This is a genomic window from Flavobacterium rhamnosiphilum, from assembly GCF_004349195.1.
Lineage (GTDB): Bacteria > Bacteroidota > Bacteroidia > Flavobacteriales > Flavobacteriaceae > Flavobacterium > Flavobacterium rhamnosiphilum.
The window spans coordinates 16,679-36,867 of the sequence record NZ_SMLG01000011.1 but is presented as its reverse complement, the minus strand read 5'-3'; the positions used below and the strand labels follow the sequence as shown (position 1 = coordinate 36,867).

Annotated in this window: 12 protein-coding genes; 1 reads left to right on the top strand and 11 read right to left on the bottom strand. The window is 34.9% G+C overall.

The annotated features are described in order from the left end of the window. Positions 1-28 precede the first annotated feature (28 nt). The 9 genes from E0I26_RS13285 to E0I26_RS13245 all read right to left on the bottom strand — a co-directional run bounded on the left by E0I26_RS13285 (position 29) and on the right by E0I26_RS13245 (position 13,788). Positions 29-784, bottom strand: coding sequence for an NUDIX hydrolase (locus tag E0I26_RS13285; protein ID WP_131916954.1), 756 nt, complete (start codon positions 782-784; stop codon positions 29-31). 222 nt (positions 785-1,006) lie between these two features. Then, positions 1,007-3,235, bottom strand: a complete 2,229-nt coding sequence (locus tag E0I26_RS13280; RefSeq protein ID WP_131916953.1) for a glycoside hydrolase family 3 N-terminal domain-containing protein — start codon at positions 3,233-3,235, stop codon at positions 1,007-1,009. A gap of 2 nt (positions 3,236-3,237) precedes the next feature. Continuing rightward, the gene (locus E0I26_RS13275) at positions 3,238-4,695 is read right to left on the bottom strand and encodes a glycoside hydrolase family 30 protein (protein ID WP_131916952.1); all 1,458 of its coding nucleotides are present in this window, start codon (positions 4,693-4,695) and stop codon (positions 3,238-3,240) included. A 29-nt stretch (positions 4,696-4,724) separates the two neighbouring features. Continuing rightward, positions 4,725-6,167, bottom strand: a complete 1,443-nt coding sequence (locus tag E0I26_RS13270) for a glycoside hydrolase family 30 protein (protein WP_131916951.1) — start codon at positions 6,165-6,167, stop codon at positions 4,725-4,727. A gap of 24 nt (positions 6,168-6,191) precedes the next feature. Further along, complete coding sequence (locus E0I26_RS13265; RefSeq protein WP_394346102.1) at positions 6,192-6,992, bottom strand: endonuclease/exonuclease/phosphatase family protein; 801 nt, start codon at positions 6,990-6,992, stop codon at positions 6,192-6,194. A 142-nt stretch (positions 6,993-7,134) separates the two neighbouring features. Beyond that, positions 7,135-8,193: a family 16 glycosylhydrolase gene (locus E0I26_RS13260; RefSeq protein ID WP_131916949.1), complete on the bottom strand. Its 1,059-nt coding sequence runs from the start codon at positions 8,191-8,193 to the stop codon at positions 7,135-7,137. A gap of 70 nt (positions 8,194-8,263) precedes the next feature. After that, positions 8,264-9,139, bottom strand: coding sequence for a hypothetical protein (locus tag E0I26_RS13255; protein WP_131916948.1), 876 nt, complete (start codon positions 9,137-9,139; stop codon positions 8,264-8,266). A 15-nt stretch (positions 9,140-9,154) separates the two neighbouring features. After that, positions 9,155-10,663 (bottom strand): RagB/SusD family nutrient uptake outer membrane protein, encoded by a 1,509-nt coding sequence (locus E0I26_RS13250; protein WP_131916947.1) that lies wholly within the window; start codon positions 10,661-10,663, stop codon positions 9,155-9,157. A gap of 14 nt (positions 10,664-10,677) precedes the next feature. Then, positions 10,678-13,788 (bottom strand): SusC/RagA family TonB-linked outer membrane protein, encoded by a 3,111-nt coding sequence (locus E0I26_RS13245; protein WP_131916946.1) that lies wholly within the window; start codon positions 13,786-13,788, stop codon positions 10,678-10,680. 346 nt (positions 13,789-14,134) lie between these two features. Between E0I26_RS13245 and E0I26_RS13240 the strand changes: the two genes are divergently transcribed. Continuing rightward, positions 14,135-17,005: a triple tyrosine motif-containing protein gene (locus tag E0I26_RS13240; RefSeq protein WP_131916945.1), complete on the top strand. Its 2,871-nt coding sequence runs from the start codon at positions 14,135-14,137 to the stop codon at positions 17,003-17,005. Positions 17,006-17,068: 63 nt separating this feature from the next. Here the strand turns inward: E0I26_RS13240 and E0I26_RS13235 are convergent, their stop codons facing one another. Continuing rightward, positions 17,069-18,355 carry a UDP-N-acetylmuramoyl-tripeptide--D-alanyl-D-alanine ligase gene (locus tag E0I26_RS13235; RefSeq protein ID WP_131916944.1) on the bottom strand — a complete coding sequence of 429 codons (1,287 nt, stop codon included), beginning with the start codon at positions 18,353-18,355 and terminating at the stop codon, positions 17,069-17,071. Positions 18,356-18,420: 65 nt separating this feature from the next. Then, the gene (gene gldJ, locus E0I26_RS13230) at positions 18,421-20,106 is read right to left on the bottom strand and encodes a gliding motility lipoprotein GldJ (RefSeq protein WP_131916943.1); all 1,686 of its coding nucleotides are present in this window, start codon (positions 20,104-20,106) and stop codon (positions 18,421-18,423) included. Positions 20,107-20,189 lie beyond the last annotated feature (83 nt).

Below are 20,189 nucleotides of genomic sequence, written 5' to 3'. Positions count from 1 at the left end.
TGGAGTTTTTTTATGCCTTTTCTTTAAATCACCAACCTTGGGTCAATCCGTTCTTAACTACTTCTTCGTATTTTTCTTTATCGAAACTATATAAATTAGGTGCTTTATGGGCTACATTACTTTTCTTCTCGTCCAACTTTATCAAAATCCCGATTGCCGTTATTTTACGCAGAAAATTTCTTCGGTCGAGCGTTCTGCCTAATATGGTTTCATATAGTTTTTGTAGTTCTGGGATGGTAAATTTTTCGGGAAGTAAATTATATCCTACTGGCATTAAATTCAATTCCATACGAAGTGTTTCCAATGCTTTGTCCAGAATTTGCTTGTGATCTAAAACCAATTCCGGCACTGCATTATGGTCAATCCACTCCACAATTTCATTTTTCCCATCTGGTTGCGGAATCGTTTTTAAAAAATCAACTAAAGCATAATAACCAACTGTTACAAAACGGCTAGCAAACCATTTTCCTTGGTCTAAAGGTATTCCGTAAAAGTCCAGAATACTATTACTAAAATCAACATCACACCTTCTAGCAGCTCCGAATGTGGAAAACTGCCTTAGAAAAATCCCTTTTAGTCCTGTTCTACCATGCAAAACAGTAACTGCTGCCTGATCAATATCTTCGTTTACAGATACAAAACCTCCAGGCAAAGCCCATTTATCACTGTACTTTGTTTTGATCAATAACACTTTAAGCTGATTGTCATGAAATCCGAAAATCACACAATCTATTGACAAACCCGGCTGATAATTTTCCTTGTTATCTAAAATGGCTTTTAACATGCGATCTATCTAGTAATTAAATTATACTCTTTGAAAGACGCAATTTAGTTCATTTTTTTAAAGAAAATAAAGGAGCATACAATTTTAAAAATTTATCATTTTTTGCTTTCAGTTTAAAACACCTTCTAAACTAAATTCCCTCTTATCAAATTTGTGTTCCTAATTTAAATACCATAATTACAAGTTTGTTAGGGAATAGATACAGAGTTAATACTTTTTTATTTATTTCACTAATTCGAAAGTCTCTTTCAAACGGATGTCTGCCGAAGACGAACCAATCATCAAATCAAAGTCTCCTGGTTCAGTAATCCATTCTAATGCTGCATTGTAAAAAGATAATTTTTCTTTGTCTATGATAAATTTCACAACTTTAGTTTCACCCGCATTCAGTTTTATCTTTTGAAAATCTTTCAACTCAATAATTGGCCGGACCACAGATCCTACTTTGTCTCTCAAATACAACTGAACTACTTCTTCACCTGCCACTTTTCCTGAATTTTTCACATTTAATGAAACCTCCATCTTTTCAGCACTTTTAATTTTATTTTTGGATAATTTCAAATCTGAATATTCGAAAGTAGTATAACTCAATCCATAGCCAAAAGGAAATCTAGGGCTATTTTTTAAATCGGTATACGCCGAAACATAATTTATTTCCGTATCATTTTTAGCCGGTCTTCCTGTGTTGAAATGATTGTAGTAAATAGGAATCTGACCTTCCTCTCTAGGAAAAGACATGGGTAATTTCCCCGAAGGATTGTAATCGCCAAACAAAACATCAGCAATAGCATTTCCTGCTTCGCTTCCCAACCACCACGTGTAAGCAATTGCAGAAATAGTATCTGCAGTCCAGTTAAAAACAAGCGGTCTTCCGGCATTAATTAAAACTACAACCGGTTTTCCAGTCGCTTGAATCGCTTTCACCAATTCTTCCTGAACTCCAGGTAAATGAATATTGCTGCGGCTTTTAGCTTCACCACTCATATCCGCTCTTTCACCAATACTTAAGACCACAACATCGGCTTGGTTGGCAACAGCAATTGCTTCCGCAAAACCATCCTTATTATCACCTTCAATTTCACACCCTTTGGCGTAAAGCAATTTAGTTGAACTACTTACTTTATTTTGCACGCCTTCCCATTGGGAAACGACTTGTTTGTCATAATCCAGCTCTGGCAATTCCACTGCCCAAAAACCCATGTTTTGCTTGTGTTCTTTAACCAAAGGTCCAATAAAAGCGATCGTTTTTGTGTCTTTAGAAAGCGGTAAAATGTTTTTATCATTCTTCAATAAAACGATACTTTTTGCTGCAATATCTCTGGCTACTTTTCTGTGCTCCGAATTGTTTAACGCAGCTTGCTCTCTTTCCGGATTGGAGTATTTATAAGGATTGTCAAAAAGCCCCAATTCAAATTTCTTACGTAAAATTCTCTTAACGGCATCATCAATCAAGGCAATTGGCACTTTATTTTCTTTAACTAATTCCGCTAAATGGTATCGATATGCATTGCTTTCCATATCCATATCACTTCCTGCTGTTATGGCCTGCAATGCTGCTTCTTTGTTGTCTTTTGAATATCCGTGGTTCACCATCTCCCCTATCGAACCCCAATCGGAAACTACGAAACCTTGGAAATTCCATTTCCCTTTTAGAATATCTCTTTGCAGGTATTTATTCCCTGTTGCCGGAATTCCGTTGATATCATTAAACGAATTCATAAATGTTGCAGCGCCTGCATCCAAAGCTGATTTGAAAGGAGGCAAATACGTTTCCCAAAGCATCCTTTCACTCATATCAACCGAGTTGTAATCTCTTCCGCCAACAGCAGCCCCGTAAGCAGCAAAATGTTTCACGCAAGCCATTACCGAATTGACATCACCTAAATTCCCTTGAAAACCTTTCACTCTGGCATAGGCAATTTTCGAACCTAAATAAGTGTCTTCTCCTGCTCCTTCCATTACTCGTCCCCAACGCGGATCACGAGAAATATCAACCATGGGAGCAAATGTCCAATGGATTCCACTTGCCGATGCTTCCACAGCAGCAATTCTTGCCGAAAGTTCCATCGCTTCTAAATCCCAACTTGCAGCTTCCGCCAAAGGAATAGGAAAAGTAGTTTTGAATCCATGAATAACATCCTGACCAAATAACAACGGAATTTTCAATCGGGATTGCATGGCTAATTCTTGGTATTGTCGGGTATACTTAGTCCCAATAACATTCAACATCGAACCAATTAAACCTGTTTTAATTTCGGTTTCTTTATTTGGATTTATGGTTATGGGTCCAGTAGCCTGATTATTTCCCGTATATTGATTGAGTTGTCCAATTTTCTCTTCGAGTGTCATTTGCTTTAGCAAAGCATTCACTTTTTGGCTTACTGTTTTTTGTTGCGAAAAACTTATAAATGAAGAAATAACAAAAAGTAAACTGAACGTTATTTTTTTCATAATTAATATATTAAAGTTTGAATAGCGTGAGGCAGTATAGAAACTTCAGTTGCTTTTGTTCCAATACACAAACTATACTTCAGTTTCTTGTCCGTTTTGTTCATAACAACCGTTACTACTTTTCCGTCCTGATTTAAAAAAGAAGTAGTCATTAAATAACTTTGACTGGCAACACTGCTAATTCTTTTTGCACTTTTCCCAATAAATTTAGAGAAATGACCAATAAAATAATAAGAAGGCGTATAGATTAATTCCCCGGTTTTTGTATTACCATGTATAGGCGAAAAACAAAAATTACCCACATGATTTGGACCTCCATTTTCATCCAAAAGAACATTCCAGTCTGTCCAACCTACTGTTCCGTTATTAAAATCATGAATCATAGATTCCCCATATCGTTCTCCATTTGCCCAAAGTTGCAATTTTTTAGTGTCAAATTTTTCAACACAACCTTCCGTGAAAATCAAGTTTTTGTCAGGATACATTTCGTTTACTTTTCCAACATTTTCAAACATTGAGCTTCCTCCGCTCCAGCTTTCATACCAATGAAAACCTATTCCCCAAACATATTTATTAGCTTCCGGGTCATCTAAAATTGTACTCGCTCTTTGAGCCAGTAAATCTCTGTTATGATCCCAAACTATTATTTTCTTATCCCCAAATCCTGCTTTTTTCAATGTTGGTCCCAGATATTTTTTTAGAAAATCACGTTCTTCTTCAGCTGTATAAATACAAGACTCCCAGGTTTGAGTAGCCATTGGCTCATTTTGAATCGTTAATCCCCAAACTGGAATTCCTTCTTTCTGGTAGCTATTAATAAATTTCACATAATAATTTGCCCAAGACTGATAAAATTCCGGTAACAATCTACCACCTCTCAGCATGTTTTTTGTATCTTTCATGAAAGCTGGCGGACTCCATGGGCTTACATATACGGTAGCCTTACCTCCTGCCGTTGCAATTGCTTTTTTAATTAATGGGATTCTGAATTCTTTATCGTGTTCAATATTGAAACTTTTTAGAGCTGCGTCACCTTCATCAACATAAGTGTAACTTCCCGAACTAAAATCACAACTGTGAATATTAGTTCTTATTATTGAATACCCAATTCCTTTTTCTTTGTCGTAATAAGCATTTAAGAATTCTTGTTGGCTTTCTTTGGTTAATTTCGCAAAAACCTCAGCGCTTGCATCCGTTATTGCTCCACCAATACCCAAAAATGTCTGAAAGGTTTTACTTGGATTCACAAAAACACACAGTTGCGTTTCAAGAGGTTGTTTTAAATCCGTGAATTGCAGATTATCTGTTTTTGACAATCTTAAATTTGTGCCATCAGCAGAAGTATAAACAGTAACTGTCTTATCTTTTGTAGAAAAAGACACTGGTTTTGTTTTATTTTTTTGTTGTGATATGGCAATAAAAGACACTGCCAAAAGGGCTGTTGTTATTATTTTTTTCATGATGTAAGTAGTTATGTATAGATGTTATTTTACCAGATATAGGTTCCTACTGAACCCGCTTCCAATGATGTTGTAACCCAAGTCCCATTGTATTTAATATTAAAAATTTCGGATGTGTTTCCATCATTTTCAACAATTAAAACCTTTTTTCCGTTAGGTGTTTTAAAAGCCACATTGTTCAAGTTGCCACTAAGGTTACTAGCAATTCTCACAGAATTTGCAGGGACAAATTTAGAAGCATGAGCAATAATATAATACCCTACATTTCTTGTAAAACTATCACTGCTGTTTATTGTTAGTGCGCCTTTACAAGTAGTGCAACCGCCTGGAGTGTTTGGTCCAAAAGAAGCGTCATTTGCTAAGTTCCATTCTAATGCTGTTTTACTCCAATTTCGCATGGAACCGATAATTACATTTTTGACATGCCATTTCAAATCACCTTCAAAAGTTCCTGTTGAAGAGGTGTATTGCTCTGTGAAATAGATGTTTTTATTAGGGAAAGCATTGTGAACTGTAGTCAGCGCACTTATATCTCCTTCATACAAATGAAATGCAGAACCGTCAACATAGGGATTCGCTGCAGGATCATTCAGCACTGCAATAGGATATTCGGGTTTGTTGCAATTATGGTCATACGCCACAATTTTAGTCGTCAAATTTGCAGCCTTAAAAGCGGGACCTAAATGATTTTTTATAAAATCTGCCTGATGCAATGCAATCATCAACATACTTGGATTATTGCCCGGATGCAACGGTTCGTTTTGTGGTGTAATGGCATCAATGGTAATTCCTTCGGCTTTCATTGTTTGGATGTATTTTACAAAATATTTTGCATAAACTGCGTAATATTCCGGTTTCAAACTTCCACCTACAAAACCATTATTGTCTTTCATCCAAACTGGTGGTGACCATGGTGTTGCCATGATTTTAATATTTGGATTAATTGCCACAATTTCTTTTAGCATTGGAATCAAATCCGTTTTATCTGGTGCCAAACTAAAATTGTCCAGATTTACATCCGTTTGTCCGCTTGGTAAATCATTATAAGTGAATGGCGTTGCATTCAAATCTGAAGCACCAATACTAATTCTTAAATAACTTATAGCAATGGAATTGTCATTGGTTCCAAACAATTCTTTTAATAATTCTTGTCTCTTTTGTGCGTTTAATTGATTTATAACCTGGGCGCTTCCTCCCGTTAAGGTATATCCGAAACCATCGATTGTTTGAAACGTTTTAGCATCATCGACCTCAATATTTGCATAGTTATTATAGGTTGTTCCAAATGCTAAAATTGATGTTTGCTTTTGAAGCACCACACTTTGATTGCCTTTTGTCAACCAAAAATCCATTTCATTTGTTACTGCTACCGGCGGATTTGGCGTTGGCGTTGGAGCCGGACCAACGGTGTCTCCAGACGGAGAGCATTTTGACATAAGCAGCGTAAGGGTTAATACAAATAAAAATTTCATAGTATTTTTTATAGTGTTCATAATTTATTTAAAGCTTATTTCAACATAAACCGGTAAATGATCCGATGGATATTTCAAGTCTTTTGAATCGCTCAAAACGGCATATTTTTTCACTTTCAAAATACTGTTCTTCGAAATAAAAACATAGTCTATCAATTTAGTTACGGGTTCATTGTGTTTAAAATTATTGAATGTTCCATAAGGACCAAAAGGTTTTTCTTGTGTAACATCTCTGCAATCATCCATTGTTTTTTTAAGCGTTATCATTCTGTCTTCCTGAGGTTCTGAATTTAAATCCCCCATAAGAATCACAGGATAATTTTTAGTGTTTAATTCCTTTATTTTCGAAAGAATTAATTGTATTCCTTTGGTTCTGGCGGCTACGCCAATGTGATCCAAATGTGTATTAAAAACCCAAAATAGTTGTTTTGTTTTCAAATCCTTGAATAGCGCATACGTACAAACTCTATTGTAGGCAGCATCCCAACCTTTTGAAATTTTATTCGGCGTTTCAGAAAGCCAGAACGTATTGCTTTCTTTAACCGTAAACCTTTCTTTTTTATAAAAAATATTGGACGATTCTCCTTGCCCAATTCCGTCTCTTCCAATACCTACATTATTGTATTCCAAAAGTGAAGTTGAAATATCAACAACCTGATTGGGTCTTGCTTCTTGGACTCCAAAAATATCAGGATTGTAAAATTGAATTTGAGAAGTGAAATAATCTTTACGATGATTCCAATCATTCTCTCCATCACTGGCAACATCTAAGCGAATATTATACGTCATCACTTTCAATGTTTGCGCATTGGAAAAAGCTCCCATTAGAATGAAAACTATCGAAATAATTATTTTCTTTGACTGCTTCATTTTTTTATTTTAAATTCATATTCTTCATTAGAGCTTCTATCCAACTTACAAATAGAAGCCCCCAACGAAGACCTAACCAAACCTAACAAAAACATAATTAATTATAAACCCTAATATAATCTACCTCAAAAGTGGAAGCCGAAAAATTAGGATCTATTGCTCCTCCAAAATTCCCTCCCATTGCACAATTTATGATTAAGAAAAAATTCTGATTAAAAGGAAGACTAGCCGAATTTGCAAACGTATAAAACAATTGATTATCAACGTAAAACTTGATTGATGTTGCTGACCAATCTATAGAATAAACATGGAACTCTGTTGAAGCATTAGGAACCATAACCGTACTTGTATCTGGTGTGTTTCCTGAACGTCCCGGAGAATGCAAGGATCCATGAACCCTGTTTTGGCTGTTGCCAACATGTTCCATAATATCAACTTCTCCACAAGCAGGCCAACTGGCAGTATTTATATTGCTCCCTAACATCCATAAAGCAGACCATGTTCCAGCTCCCAAAGCCAGTTTTGCTCTAATTTCCACTCTTCCGTATTTGAAAGAAAATTTATCTTTTGTAAGAATTCTGGCCGAAGTATAATTGCTTCCGCTAAAACTTTCCTTTAGCGTTTTAATTTTCAACAAACCATCTTGAACAATTACATTTTCCGGTCTGTTCGTGTAATATTGAGATTCGTTATTTCCCCAGCCACCAGCACCTAAATCATAACCCCATTTTGAACTATCGGGTGCTCCATTGACATTAAACTCATCTGACCAAACTAAAGCAGTACCTACGAAAACCGTTACTGAAATAGTGGAAGAAACAAATTGTCCTGAATTATATGCTGACACATATATAACATAGGTATTAGTACCCGCTGTTGCATAGGTATAAGTAAAACTTCCATTTGTTAACCCTTCAGTTTCTCCATTACCAAGTAAAATTTTATAGGAAGTGGCATTAGTTGCACTGATGTTAAAATTAACTGTCCCGCTGCCATCTCCGTTTGGATTTTGTGCCGTTGCACCAGCTACTGTTGCTGAAACCGAAAGATTTGAAGGTTTTATCACTTCCCCGTCCCCATTACTGCGATCAATACTACTGCAAGAAAGCAATAAAAAAATCCCAACCAAAGCCGTAAAATCTATGAAAATTTTCATTCTTGTTTACTTTGTAAGGATTAAAAATTTAAGCTTCTATAAAATTATAGAAGCTTAAATTAGGCTTATTTTATATTCCTCTTAACTCAATATTATCTACAGAGATTCCATCCTTAAGATTCTCACCTCCACATTTAATAACCAAATAAACTGTTCCGGTAGCAGTTGCCTTATAGGTCCCAACATTATCTGTTCCTCCACATCCAACACTTGAAATTTTTCCAGAAAATGCCGATCCGCCACAACCTGCCCAAGTATTTATTGAACGTATTTTGCCTCCGGCAGAATAATCGTTGTTTTGAATTGGAATTGTTGGAGATACAAAAACTTCAAACCATGTATTTGACACACCACTTGTAGAAGAAGCCACCATATCAACTTTATATGTTCTGCCAGAAACTACACTGATAGCTTGATAAAACCCTTGCTGATTCCAACCACCTCCTGTAACTGTTGCTTTTCCATTTGCAAAAGCCCAAGAAGTTCCAGACGCACTAATATTTAAAACCGTCCATTTACTTATATCGGAATTTGTATCCAATTTACCCCCTTCAACTAAATTTCCTGAAACAGGATCCGGAGTGGTAACAGTAATAATTTGAGTTGTTGGGGTCGCCGCACTACCGCCTTTACCATAAACATTATGTGTAATATTATAAACACCTACATCTGGCAGAAATAAAGATTTATCTGCAGTTCCCGCAACTGAACCAGCTCCGTCATCAAAATTCCAAAAATGAAACACAAAATCCGTTGAATTCGGGCTAGAGGCTAAATTAAAAGTATTAGCATTTGAACCTGGAGTTATTGTAAATCCAGAATTTAACCCTTCTGTACTTAGACCATTACCATCACCTATATCTTCCGTTTGACAACCTGAAAATATAATTAATGAAACTACTATTATTGCGATTTTATCTAAAAACCTCATATTTATCTTTTTCATAATTTTATCTTTTTATTAATTATAGCCAGGGTTTTGCTTCAATTTGGTTCCTTGAAGCTCTCTTATTGGTATAGGGAAAATTTCATCTTTACCAGCTACAAAACCTCTGTTTGCTAATTTAGTGGCTGCATCACCCCATCGAACTAGATCGAAAAATCTATGTCCTTCCCCTGCAAGTTCCATTCTTCTTTCATTTTTAATGGCTGCAAGTGTAACCGGAATAGAAGGCAAACCAACTCTTGACCTAACAGCATCAAGTAAAGCTTGAGCTCTTGTTCCTGTCCCTAATGCTTCGGCTTCCATCAAATAAGTATCCGCTAATCTGATGACATAAGAATTTTGCTTGTAATTTAATTCAGCCGCTCCACCTCCAGTTCTCACATCCGTTTTTCTAGGAAGAAATTTATTTAAAAAATATCCTGTATCTTGATATCCTCCAATATAATCTGCTTGACCAGCTGCCTTCAAGGCTTTAAGATCAAATACAGTAGCCCCAAATCTAGGATCTAATTTTATGGCATCATATAAATCTTGCGTGATTACATTAAAACTCCATCCCGATGGTAAATCTGGTGCTGTAGAACCTGATGGTCTTGAGTAACTTCTAGGACCTACCATAACATTCAATGAATTTCCTTCGTCTCTTCCGCTTCCCCAAAAATCCCAATCAGAATTACCGGCACTGGTATGAGAAACTTCAATAAGAGACTCCGTGTTAAACTTATTGGAAACTACCCATAAATCATTAAAATTGGCCAACAATTTATTGCCATATTGATTTGTTCCACCTGGTGTACCATTTACCAAGGCTAGAATAGCTGCGGCTTCGGTTTTTTTACCTTCTTGTAAATATACTTTCCCAAGCACAGCTTGAGCAGCCCCTTTTGTAAGACGTCCAGATTCTGTATCGGCAAGAACGGTTGCCGGCAAAACGGCTATAGCTTCAATCAAATCTTTTTCTATTTGAGCATATACTGCTTCTGGAGTTGCTTGCTCAACTTCATACATATTGGTAGCAGTCAAAGGATCCAATAATAATGGGACATTCTTGAACAATCTAACCAAATTAAAATAATATATAGCTCTCAACGCTTTTGACTCACCTGTAAATCTGGATTTTACATCATCCGACATGGCAACACCAGGTAATTTCATCAACAAAGTATTTGCTCTAAAAATCCCTTGATAGTGATCGTTCCAAAAACTACCCTGCACATTTGTTGCCGTTAGCGTATGCGTAGAAAAAGCATGGATACCTTCTCCATCAGTTGCTCCGCCACCGCCAGCATAAAAATCATCTGAGCCGGAATTCATCATAGCAATTATGTTGTCAAATCCACCTGAATTTTTTCTAATTGGATCATACACTCCTACCAGAGCGGCTGTTGCTTGTCCTTCGTTAGCATAATAATTCTCGGAAAGAAAGGAACCCTTAGGTGTTACATCTACAAATTCCTCAGAACAGGAACCAAATGAAACCACTGCTGCTGCAATAAATAAATATTTAAATTTTATCGTTTTCATAATTCTTAATTTTATTAAAATTGTAAATTGACTCCAAACATAAATGTTCTTGCTTGTGGATAAATCCCTTTGTCTATTCCAAACACACCTCCACCAATTTCAGGATCGTAACCAGTATATTTAGTTATAGTCAATAAATTCTCGGCAGTTAAATAAAAGCGTACTTTATTGGCTCCAATTTTACTTATTACACTACTAGGCAATGAATATCCTAATTGAACTAATTTCAGCCTTAGATAACCTCCTTTTTCTAAATAAAAATCTGACATTTTACTAAAATTACCATTGCCATCATTATTCGTAAGTCTAGGATAATCATTAGATGTCCCTTCTCCTGTCCAACGGTTTAAAGCAATAGTTTGATAGTTGGCATTTCCAACATCTAACCTACGTAATCCTTGGAAAATTTTATTCCCTGCCGCACCTTGAGCAAATGCCATAAAATCGAAGTTTTTATAATCTAAATTCAACGTCAGTCCAAAAGTGTATTTTGGAATATTACTTCCTAAAAATTGTTTGTCATCATCTCCAATTGAGCCATTACCGTCTGTATCAACCCAACGGAAGTCTCCAGGACGTGCACTTGGCTGAATTAAACCTCCTGATGAATTAGTATAAGCATCTATTTCCGCTTGATTTTGAAAAATACCTGCTGTTCTAAATCCGTAAAATGAATTGTATGATTGTCCTACTTGCGTTCTTGTAACTGCACCCATAGATTGAAAAGAAGCATCACCAACTAAATAATTAGAATCAGCTGCCACATAAGTAACTTTATTTTCCAAATAAGCAACGTTACCATTAACTGAGAAATTAAAGTCTCCAAAAGTCTTTTTGTACCCTAATTCAACCTCAATCCCTTTATTGTCCATATCAGCTACATTCCCAATTGGGCTTGAAGTAACACCAACATAGCCTGGTATATTTATAGGACGTAAAATCCCTTTGGTTGATTTCTTGTATAAGTCTACAGTAAGGTTTATGTCATTAAAAAATTTCGATTCAAAACCAACATTTGCCTGAGAAGTTTCCTCCCATCTCAAATCCGGATTATCAAGTGTAAGGTTAGCATAACCAGTAGTAATTGCTCCTGAATTACCAAAAGAATAGTTATAACCTCCTGCAACTAAAGAAAGATACCTAAAATCTGGTATGGCATCATTTCCAACAACTCCATATCCACCTCTAATTTTAAAAGTATTAAGTACTTTGCTTTCTTTCCAAAAATCTTCTTTGGTCAAAACCCATCCTAAATTAAACGATGGAAATACTCCAAATTTATTATTGGCTCCGAAACGGCTTGAACCATCACGACGAATAATTCCAGTAAACAAATATTTTTCCTTATAATCGTAATTGACACGTGAAAACAAAGATGTCAATTTATGTTCTGTCAAATCGAATGTATAACTGCTTCTATCAGATTGCGGTATATCAAAGTTGAAAGAGGCGTCTTGATAATTAGTTATCGGTAATCCAAACATTGTAGCTCCAAGACCTCCACCAATATTATCAACATAAGATCCTTGACCTAATAACACCGTTACGTTATGGTTTCCAAATTGATTCGCATAGGTTACAATATTTTCAATATTCCATGCAAAACTTTTGTTTTCACTTTTACTGTAACTATTTTTAAGCACATTTGAAGTGGCACTTAAATAAAAAACAGGCGTAAATCCCTGACCTCCCCATGTAGATAATTTTGCTCCAAGAGTCGATCTCACTTTAATATGATTTGTTATAGCCGCTTCTATATATGCGTTACCAACAATATCATCTGAAGTACCATAACTGCCTAATCTTGTTTTAGCATAAGCCAAAGGATTAGACATCTCTTGACCAACTAGGCTAGAGATTCCATAAGGATTTCCATTTGCATCACGAATTACAGGATTTGTACTGTAAGGTGCAGCATTCGCTTTTACAGGATCTGTTTCTATCAAAGGAGTCGTTGGATCCAAGTTGATCGCTGAACTTAATGGCCCACCAAACTCACTGTTTGTATTTCCAATACCAATTGTTTTTTGTCTCGAAAAACCTAAAGTTTGTCCGAAAGTAAATACTTTAGATAATTTATGCGTAGAGTTTAAACGAAAATTCTTTTTAGTATAGTTTGAAATTTCTGTGGAAACGATTCCTTCTTGATCTTGAATTCCAAAAGAAGCATAAAAATTTGAAACATCACTTCCTCCACTGATACTTAACTCATGAGAATAACGGAAAGCACTGGTATTAAAAATCGCTTTCTGCCAATCAGTACCAACACCTAAAGCAGATACATTAGGAAAAATAACGGGTCCACCGGCAGCAACTGATTTTTCATTTAACAAAGCACCGTATTGAGTGGCATTCAGTAAATTTAAAGTCTTTTCTGGTGATGAAATCCCTGAAAAACCATTGTAGTTAACAGTAATTTTTCCTGACTTTCCTTTTTTGGTTGTAACCAAAATTACTCCTGTTGCCGCACGAGTTCCATAGATTGCAGCAGAAGCGGCATCTTTCAGCACTTCAATTGATTCTATATCGGATTGATTAAGAAATCCAATTCCTCCACCGTCAACAACCACACCGTCAACAACCCAAAGAGGATTATTACCGCCATCGCCAAAAGTAGTTACCCCTCTGACACGAATTGTTGATGCAGCACCCGGTTGACCAGAACTGGCAGCAATTGTAACACCTGAAACTCTACCCTGTAAAGCTTGCTCGATACGACCATTTGGTACTTTCTCAAGATCTTTGGCTTTTACACTGGATATTGCACCAGTAACAACACTTTTCTTTTGAGTTCCGTAACCCACAACTACAACTTCTTGCAAGGTTTCTGTTGAAGGTTTAAGTTTAACATCTATTCGATTTCTTCCGTTAATAGGTTCCTTGGCTGTAATGTAACCTAAATAGCTAAACTCTAAAGTACCTTTTGAATCGGCCTTAATTTGATAATTCCCATCAAAATCCGTAGCCGCAGCTTTGGAAGTTCCTTTGATTAAAACGCTTACTCCTGGGATGGGCACCCCGTTTTCGTCATATACTTTTCCGTTTACAGTAACATCTTGCGCCTGTGCATAAACTGAGAATAGAATAGATAAAAGACAAAAAATGAATAGTTTTGTAAATTTCATATTTCTAAAAATTTTGGTTAATTAATTAGTAATTTGAAGCAATATTAGGACTATTTTTTCTATATTCATTTTAATTTTTTATTACAAAAACACATCAAACACTTTTTTAATACTTAACAAAAACACATCAAAAAATACTTAAAATACTCATAAACAATATTTTACATTATATTTTACATTGTTATTAAAAAGTTAAATTAAAAAACTAACACTACATATATTAAAAACGGCTATTTTAGCTATTAATATGAATTTAACCCAAAACAATATGCCGTTAAAAGCGTGTATTGTAGCAGAAAAAGGCGTTTTCAAACAACACCCAAGTCATTAGGTTTACAATTTAATTATGAGAACTACAAAATTCCATATTCTATTTTTTTTGTTTTTGTTATCAACAATACTGTTTGGACAGGTAAAAAATATTGGAGTCCCTGACATCCGAAATTATAAAAGAACCGATTACAAAGGCGGAACTCAAAACTGGAGTATTGATCAGGATAAAAATGGAAATCTATACTTTGCCAACAACAATGGCCTTTATCAATTTGACGGCTCCTCATGGACAAAGTATACCCTGCCTAATTCTACTTCCGTACGCTGTGTAAAGATTGACGAATCCGGGAAAATATATGTTGGGGGTTATAAAGAATTAGGCTATTTCAAAGCCGATTCAAAAGGCAAGCTGAAATACACTTCCTTATCTCGATTAATTAAATCAAAAAACAACAAAGAGCTGGATTTTGTCTGGAAGATTCATATTATTAAAGGTGAAGTAATTTTTCAATCTTTCGCTAGAGCATATCTATTTAAAAACAATAAACTTAAAATACTCAAAGCCCCAAAACGATTTCAATTTTCATTTCAAATAAACAATACGCTTTATTTTCAGGATACCGCAGCCGGATTATTAGAATTCAAAAATGGACAACTGTACCCTTTAAAAGGTACAACTGCATTAAACAATACCGAAGTTTGGGCAATGTTTAAAATGCCTGACAACAAACTTCTTATAGCAACTTTAGAAAAAGGGCTTTTTATATATAGCAATGAAAAAATAACCCCTTGGAATACCGAAGCCGATATTTTTATTAAAAAAAACGGCTCTCTTGGAGGTGTTGTCATTAAAGACAAATTTATAGTCCTAAACTCTGTTTTAAATGGTATCATTATTTCAGATCTTAATGGTAAAATAACCCAACACATCAACCGAAAAAAAGGACTCCAAAATAACACTGTACTTACCTCTTTTGTTGACAATAAAAACAATCTTTGGCTTGGTCTAGACAACGGAATCGCATTTGTTAACGAAAACTCTCCATTTACCTATTTTGGATTCAGTTATGACATTAGTACGGTATATGCATCAGTAATACATGACGGCAATTTATATGTTGCCACAAATCAAGGTGTATTTTATCATTCATGGAACGGGACAGTTAAAGAAGATGCCTTTACTCTTGTTGAAGGCACAACTGCCCAAGCATGGAACATCCAAGTAATTAACAACGAATTGATTTGTGCAAATAACATAGGAGCACTAATAATAAAAGGGGGCAGGGCCATAAAAGTATTGGATAAAAACGGCTATTTTGGATTCAAAACAATTCCCAACCATCCCAATTTCGTTATAGGATCCAATTACAATGGGTTTGCAATATTCGAAAAAACAGCTAATGGTTTAAAATTCAAAAATCAAATTGCGGGTTTTGATAAATCCTCAATATCTATTGAACTAGACAACGATTATTTATGGCTGAAAAAAGACGAATTCCTGTATCAAATGGCGCTATCTGATGATTTGAAAAAATTCAAATCCATAAAAATCATCCAGAACTTATCCGCTACCGAAAAAGGGTTTGGAAGCATTCAAAAAATAAACAACAGTATTTACTTTCAAACAAACAATCATTTTTACAAATACTCAAAAGAGCAAGACTTATTTTATGAAGACAAAAAAATGAGTTCTGTATTTAAAAACATTCCCAAAATCAACACACTAACCGAAGATGCCAATGGAAATCTCTGGTATGTTTTTAATGAATCATTAGGCGAATTGATAAAAAACAGCAATGGCAGTTATACAAACATTGTTGCCCCATTTTCAAACTTAACAGGTAATTTAGTAACCAATTATCTTTCGGTCAATACGATTAATCCACAAAACATATTTATAGGACTAACAGACGGACTGGCTCATTATGATTCCAAATTACGAAACAACATCGTAACTAAACCAAACGTTTTTATCCGAAGTTTTTCTTATCCGGGAGACACCATAATTTTAGGAAATGGACAAAATAAAATTGAGAAGCTAAAAATACCTTACACAGCAAATCATGTAAAATTTACATTCTCGTCTCCAACCTATGAGAATCTTGAAAATGTAGAATTCTCTTATCAACTGGAAGGTTTTGATGACCGATGGAGCGCTTGGTCTTCCATTTCAATTAAAGAATACACCAATTTAAGAGAAGGTGCTTATAAAATGAAATTAAAAGTACGAAATAGTCATGGTATTCAATCGAAAGAAGCAATTGCTACTTTTACCGTTTCTCCACCATGGTACAGACATTTTTTGGCGTACTTATTTTATCTTTTCTTTCTTGTAACATCCATATTTTTCATTCGCAACAGGATAAAAATAAAAATAAGAAAAAACAAATATTATGAAACTGTTGAACAGCGAAGGCTTTATTTGGAGAAAGAATCTAAAATAAGGCATGAGCAATATGAACTGGAAAAAGAGATTGAAAAATTAAAAAGTGACAAGCTTCAAATTAAGATTTTAGCAAAGGATAAAGAATTAGTCAACAACTCTTTGCAAGTAGTTAAGAAAAATAAAATCCTAAATGGCATCATTTACAAATTAAAAGACATCAATGTTGAATCCTTTGACGATTCTACCAAATTCCAATTTACAAAGCTGAATAAAAGCATTACTAAAGAAGTAAATGCAGACAAAAGCTGGAAAGATCTGGAAAAGCACATTAAGAATGTCCATTTTGATTTTCTCAAGAGATTAAAAGAAAAATACCCCACAATATCCCCACGAGAATTGGATTTGTCGACCTATTTATTAATGAATATGTCAACGAAAGAGATTGCCGAAATCATGAATATCTCAAACGGAGGAGTCGAATTAGCACGTTACCGCTTGAGAAAAAAACTAGGACTCAACAAAAAAGAAAACCTGATTGGATTTCTAATGAGCATTTAATAAAACTAAAAATGCCATCATAAATAATTACGATGGCATTTCTATTTAAAAAATAACTTGTATTTAAGAAAGGAAATCTAAAGTCCGCTCCAATGCCATTCCTCTGGATCCTTTTATCAAAATAGTATTATTATTGAATTTAGTCATTGGTAAATCATTAGAAAACTCTTCAAATGTATTGTAGAACCAAAAGTTACTTTTCTCTATTTTATTGGCATAAAATGCTGAACCAATAAAATAACACTTCACTTTATCTTCATTCGAAAGCATTGTAATTATTGCTTTATGTTCTTGCTGACTTTCCTGTCCCAACTCAAACATATCTCCCAAAATCATAACCTTATTTGAACCCTCTAACTGCAGAAAATTCTCAATAGCAACCGTCATACTGCTCGGATTTGCATTATAGGCGTCCAGAATAATTTGGTTTGTTCCTTTTGTCAATAACTGCGATCTGTTATTTTCAGGCACATAGCTCTCTAAAGCCTCTTTTATTGCCGCATCATCGATTTCAAAATACTTCCCAATAGTTAGAGCTGCATTGATGTTATTGGCATTGTACAACCCTATTAAATGGGTTGAAATGGTTAGATTAGAATAACTTATTGCCACAAATGGATTTGCTTTAACAGATGTAATATTTACATCCGCATTTGTTTTATTTACGCCAAAAGAATATGCTTTTAACGACTTTGATTTCTCAACTTGAATTGGGTCTTCCAAATTTATGAAAGCAAGTTTATCATTTACCGAAAGGTAGTGATACATTTCACTTTTTCCCTCAATAACTCCTTCAACACCACCAAAACCTTCTAAATGAGCTTTACCAAAATTAGTGATATAGCCATAATCCGGCTTTGCCAATTCACATAGAAATTCAATTTCTTTTTTGTGATTCGCACCCATCTCAACTATTCCTATTTCTGTTTCTGAAGTAAACGAAAGCAATGTCAATGGCACACCAATGTGATTATTCAGGTTTCCAACTGTTGCTTTGGCATTGAATTTCTTAGAAAGAACAACATGAATTAGTTCTTTGGTAGTTGTTTTTCCATTACTTCCCGTAAGCGCTATTATGGGTAGTTTTAAATACTCCCGATGAAATTTAGCCAGGTTCTGCAATGCGATTAAACTGTCATCAACTAAGATGGTTCTTTCATCAATAAAATAAGATTCATCATCAATTATCACATAAGAAGCACCTTTATCTAATGCTTCCTTCGCAAATGTATTCGCATCAAAACGCTCCCCTTTTATGGCAACAAATAAGGAGTTTAGCTCAATCTTGCGTGTGTCTATCGAAACCGATTTGCATTTTAAAAATAAACTATGAATGTAATTAATATCCATTTGAAACGATTTAAAAAAATAAAAGCCCTAATCAAAGGGCTTTTATTTTTATTTTATAAAAAAATTTAATTTCTAGCTGATTTTTTCTTGTCTGCTTTAGGACCTACTCGAGACATAGCACATCTAAAACCAATGTAATCTGTAGCCATATCCTGTGGAAAATATCTTCTTTGCGCTGGATCTAACCAATACGCTCTATCTCTCCAAGAACCACCTTTATAAACTCTAACTTCATCATTTATAAAAGTTGTTCTCTTGCTTGATTTATCATATTTTCTAACCATCTTACCTAAACTATCCGTTGTAACATTGTGTTTAGGGGAATTATACATGATTTTCTCCTCTTTTTCTTTTTCAGTATCAGATTCTGAAGATCCAAAATTATAGTATCTGGTAGATTGTTTATCACCATCTCTGTAATTGACATTATCACTTTTGTCAAAATTTTGTCTCAAATACGTTTCTTTTTCATCAACTGGAACTTGAGCAATCTGACCCGGATATCTTCTGGCAATTATTTTACCATTACTTAAAGTGTCAAATTTCATATTGGCTGCAGTAACAATTTCAACTTTACCGTCAGCTCCGATTTTATTTTTAGTATATTGATTTCCTCTATAATAATTAAAATCATTTCCTTCGTTATCAATTATAGGTCTGTAAACATCTTGCACCCATTCGGCAACATTTCCAGCCATATCATACAATCCAAAATCATTTGCAGGATATTTCTTAACCTCATTTGTAATATCTGCACCGTCATCAGACCAACCTGCAATTCCACCGTAATCTCCGTTACCTTGTTTGAAATTAGCTAACTGATCCCCTTTACTTTGTCTTTTCCCAGAGCGAGTGTAACCACCAGACCAAGGGTATTTTTTCTGACCTTTGTAGATGTTGTATTCTCTTTGACCTACATCAGCAGCTGCTGCATATTCCCATTCAGCTTCTGTTGGAAGTCTGTATTCAGGAAGAAGAATTCCTGAAGAACGTTGTGCATAAACATTTTTCGGTTCTATAACTTTACCGTCTTTTCCTGCTTTAGGAGTTTTTCTACCTCCCTTTTTTCCTTTTAATACAATCTCTTCATTTCCTCCGTAAGCCAAAGTTGGTGAATTCAAATAGGTTTCTGTATCAAAGTTACTATCAGCAGTTACATCTAGTGTTTTTGCATTCTTTTTAAGATACCCGTTTTTTTCCAGAAGCGCTTCATTCACACGTTGTGTTCTCCAATTACTGAATTCAACTGCTTGAATCCAATTTACTCCAACAACAGGATAATCAGCATAAGAAGGATGTCTTAAATAGTTATTAGTCATCGTTTCATTGTAACCCAATCTATTTCTCCAAACTAATGTATCAGGTGAGGCTCCCTCATATATGTTTTTATAATTTTCTTCAGTGGGTGGATAAACGCTTTTCAACCAATCTAGGTAATCTAAATACATTGAGTTAGTAACTTCAGTTTCATCCATGTAAAAAGACTGAACGTGTTGTTGTGTCGGGGTATTATTCCAATCATGCATAACGTCATCTGCTACTTTTCCCATAGTAAATGTACCACCTTCAACAAAAACCAAACCTGGTCCTGCTTGTTGTTTTTTACTTGAACCTGCTTTTTTGCTGTCCATATTCCAACCGGTTGCTCTTGAGGTGTTTTTGGAGCTGGACTTTTTACTGCAACTGGAAAAACCAATCACCAACAGGATTGATATCAACAATCGTAAGCCCATAATTTTGTTTGCTTTCATACTCTTTAGTAGGTAATAATTTAAGTGCCGCAATATAATAATTAACCCGTAATCAACATCAAACTTTTTAATAATTTTAGCTG

Coding starts and splice junctions, on each gene's coding strand:
- E0I26_RS13265 (WP_394346102.1), bottom strand. CDS start 6,992: ATGGGAGCTTTTTCCAATGCGCAAACATTGAAAGTGATGACGTATAAT.
- E0I26_RS13255 (WP_131916948.1), bottom strand. CDS start 9,139: ATGAAAAAGATAAATATGAGGTTTTTAGATAAAATCGCAATAATAGTA.
- gldJ (WP_131916943.1), bottom strand. CDS start 20,106: ATGAAAGCAAACAAAATTATGGGCTTACGATTGTTGATATCAATCCTG.
- E0I26_RS13245 (WP_131916946.1), bottom strand. CDS start 13,788: ATGAAATTTACAAAACTATTCATTTTTTGTCTTTTATCTATTCTATTC.
- E0I26_RS13275 (WP_131916952.1), bottom strand. CDS start 4,695: ATGAAAAAAATAATAACAACAGCCCTTTTGGCAGTGTCTTTTATTGCC.
- E0I26_RS13260 (WP_131916949.1), bottom strand. CDS start 8,193: ATGAAAATTTTCATAGATTTTACGGCTTTGGTTGGGATTTTTTTATTG.
- E0I26_RS13250 (WP_131916947.1), bottom strand. CDS start 10,663: ATGAAAACGATAAAATTTAAATATTTATTTATTGCAGCAGCAGTGGTT.
- E0I26_RS13285 (WP_131916954.1), bottom strand. CDS start 784: ATGTTAAAAGCCATTTTAGATAACAAGGAAAATTATCAGCCGGGTTTG.
- E0I26_RS13270 (WP_131916951.1), bottom strand. CDS start 6,167: ATGAAATTTTTATTTGTATTAACCCTTACGCTGCTTATGTCAAAATGC.
- E0I26_RS13280 (WP_131916953.1), bottom strand. CDS start 3,235: ATGAAAAAAATAACGTTCAGTTTACTTTTTGTTATTTCTTCATTTATA.
- E0I26_RS13235 (WP_131916944.1), bottom strand. CDS start 18,355: ATGGATATTAATTACATTCATAGTTTATTTTTAAAATGCAAATCGGTT.
- E0I26_RS13240 (WP_131916945.1), top strand. CDS start 14,135: ATGAGAACTACAAAATTCCATATTCTATTTTTTTTGTTTTTGTTATCA.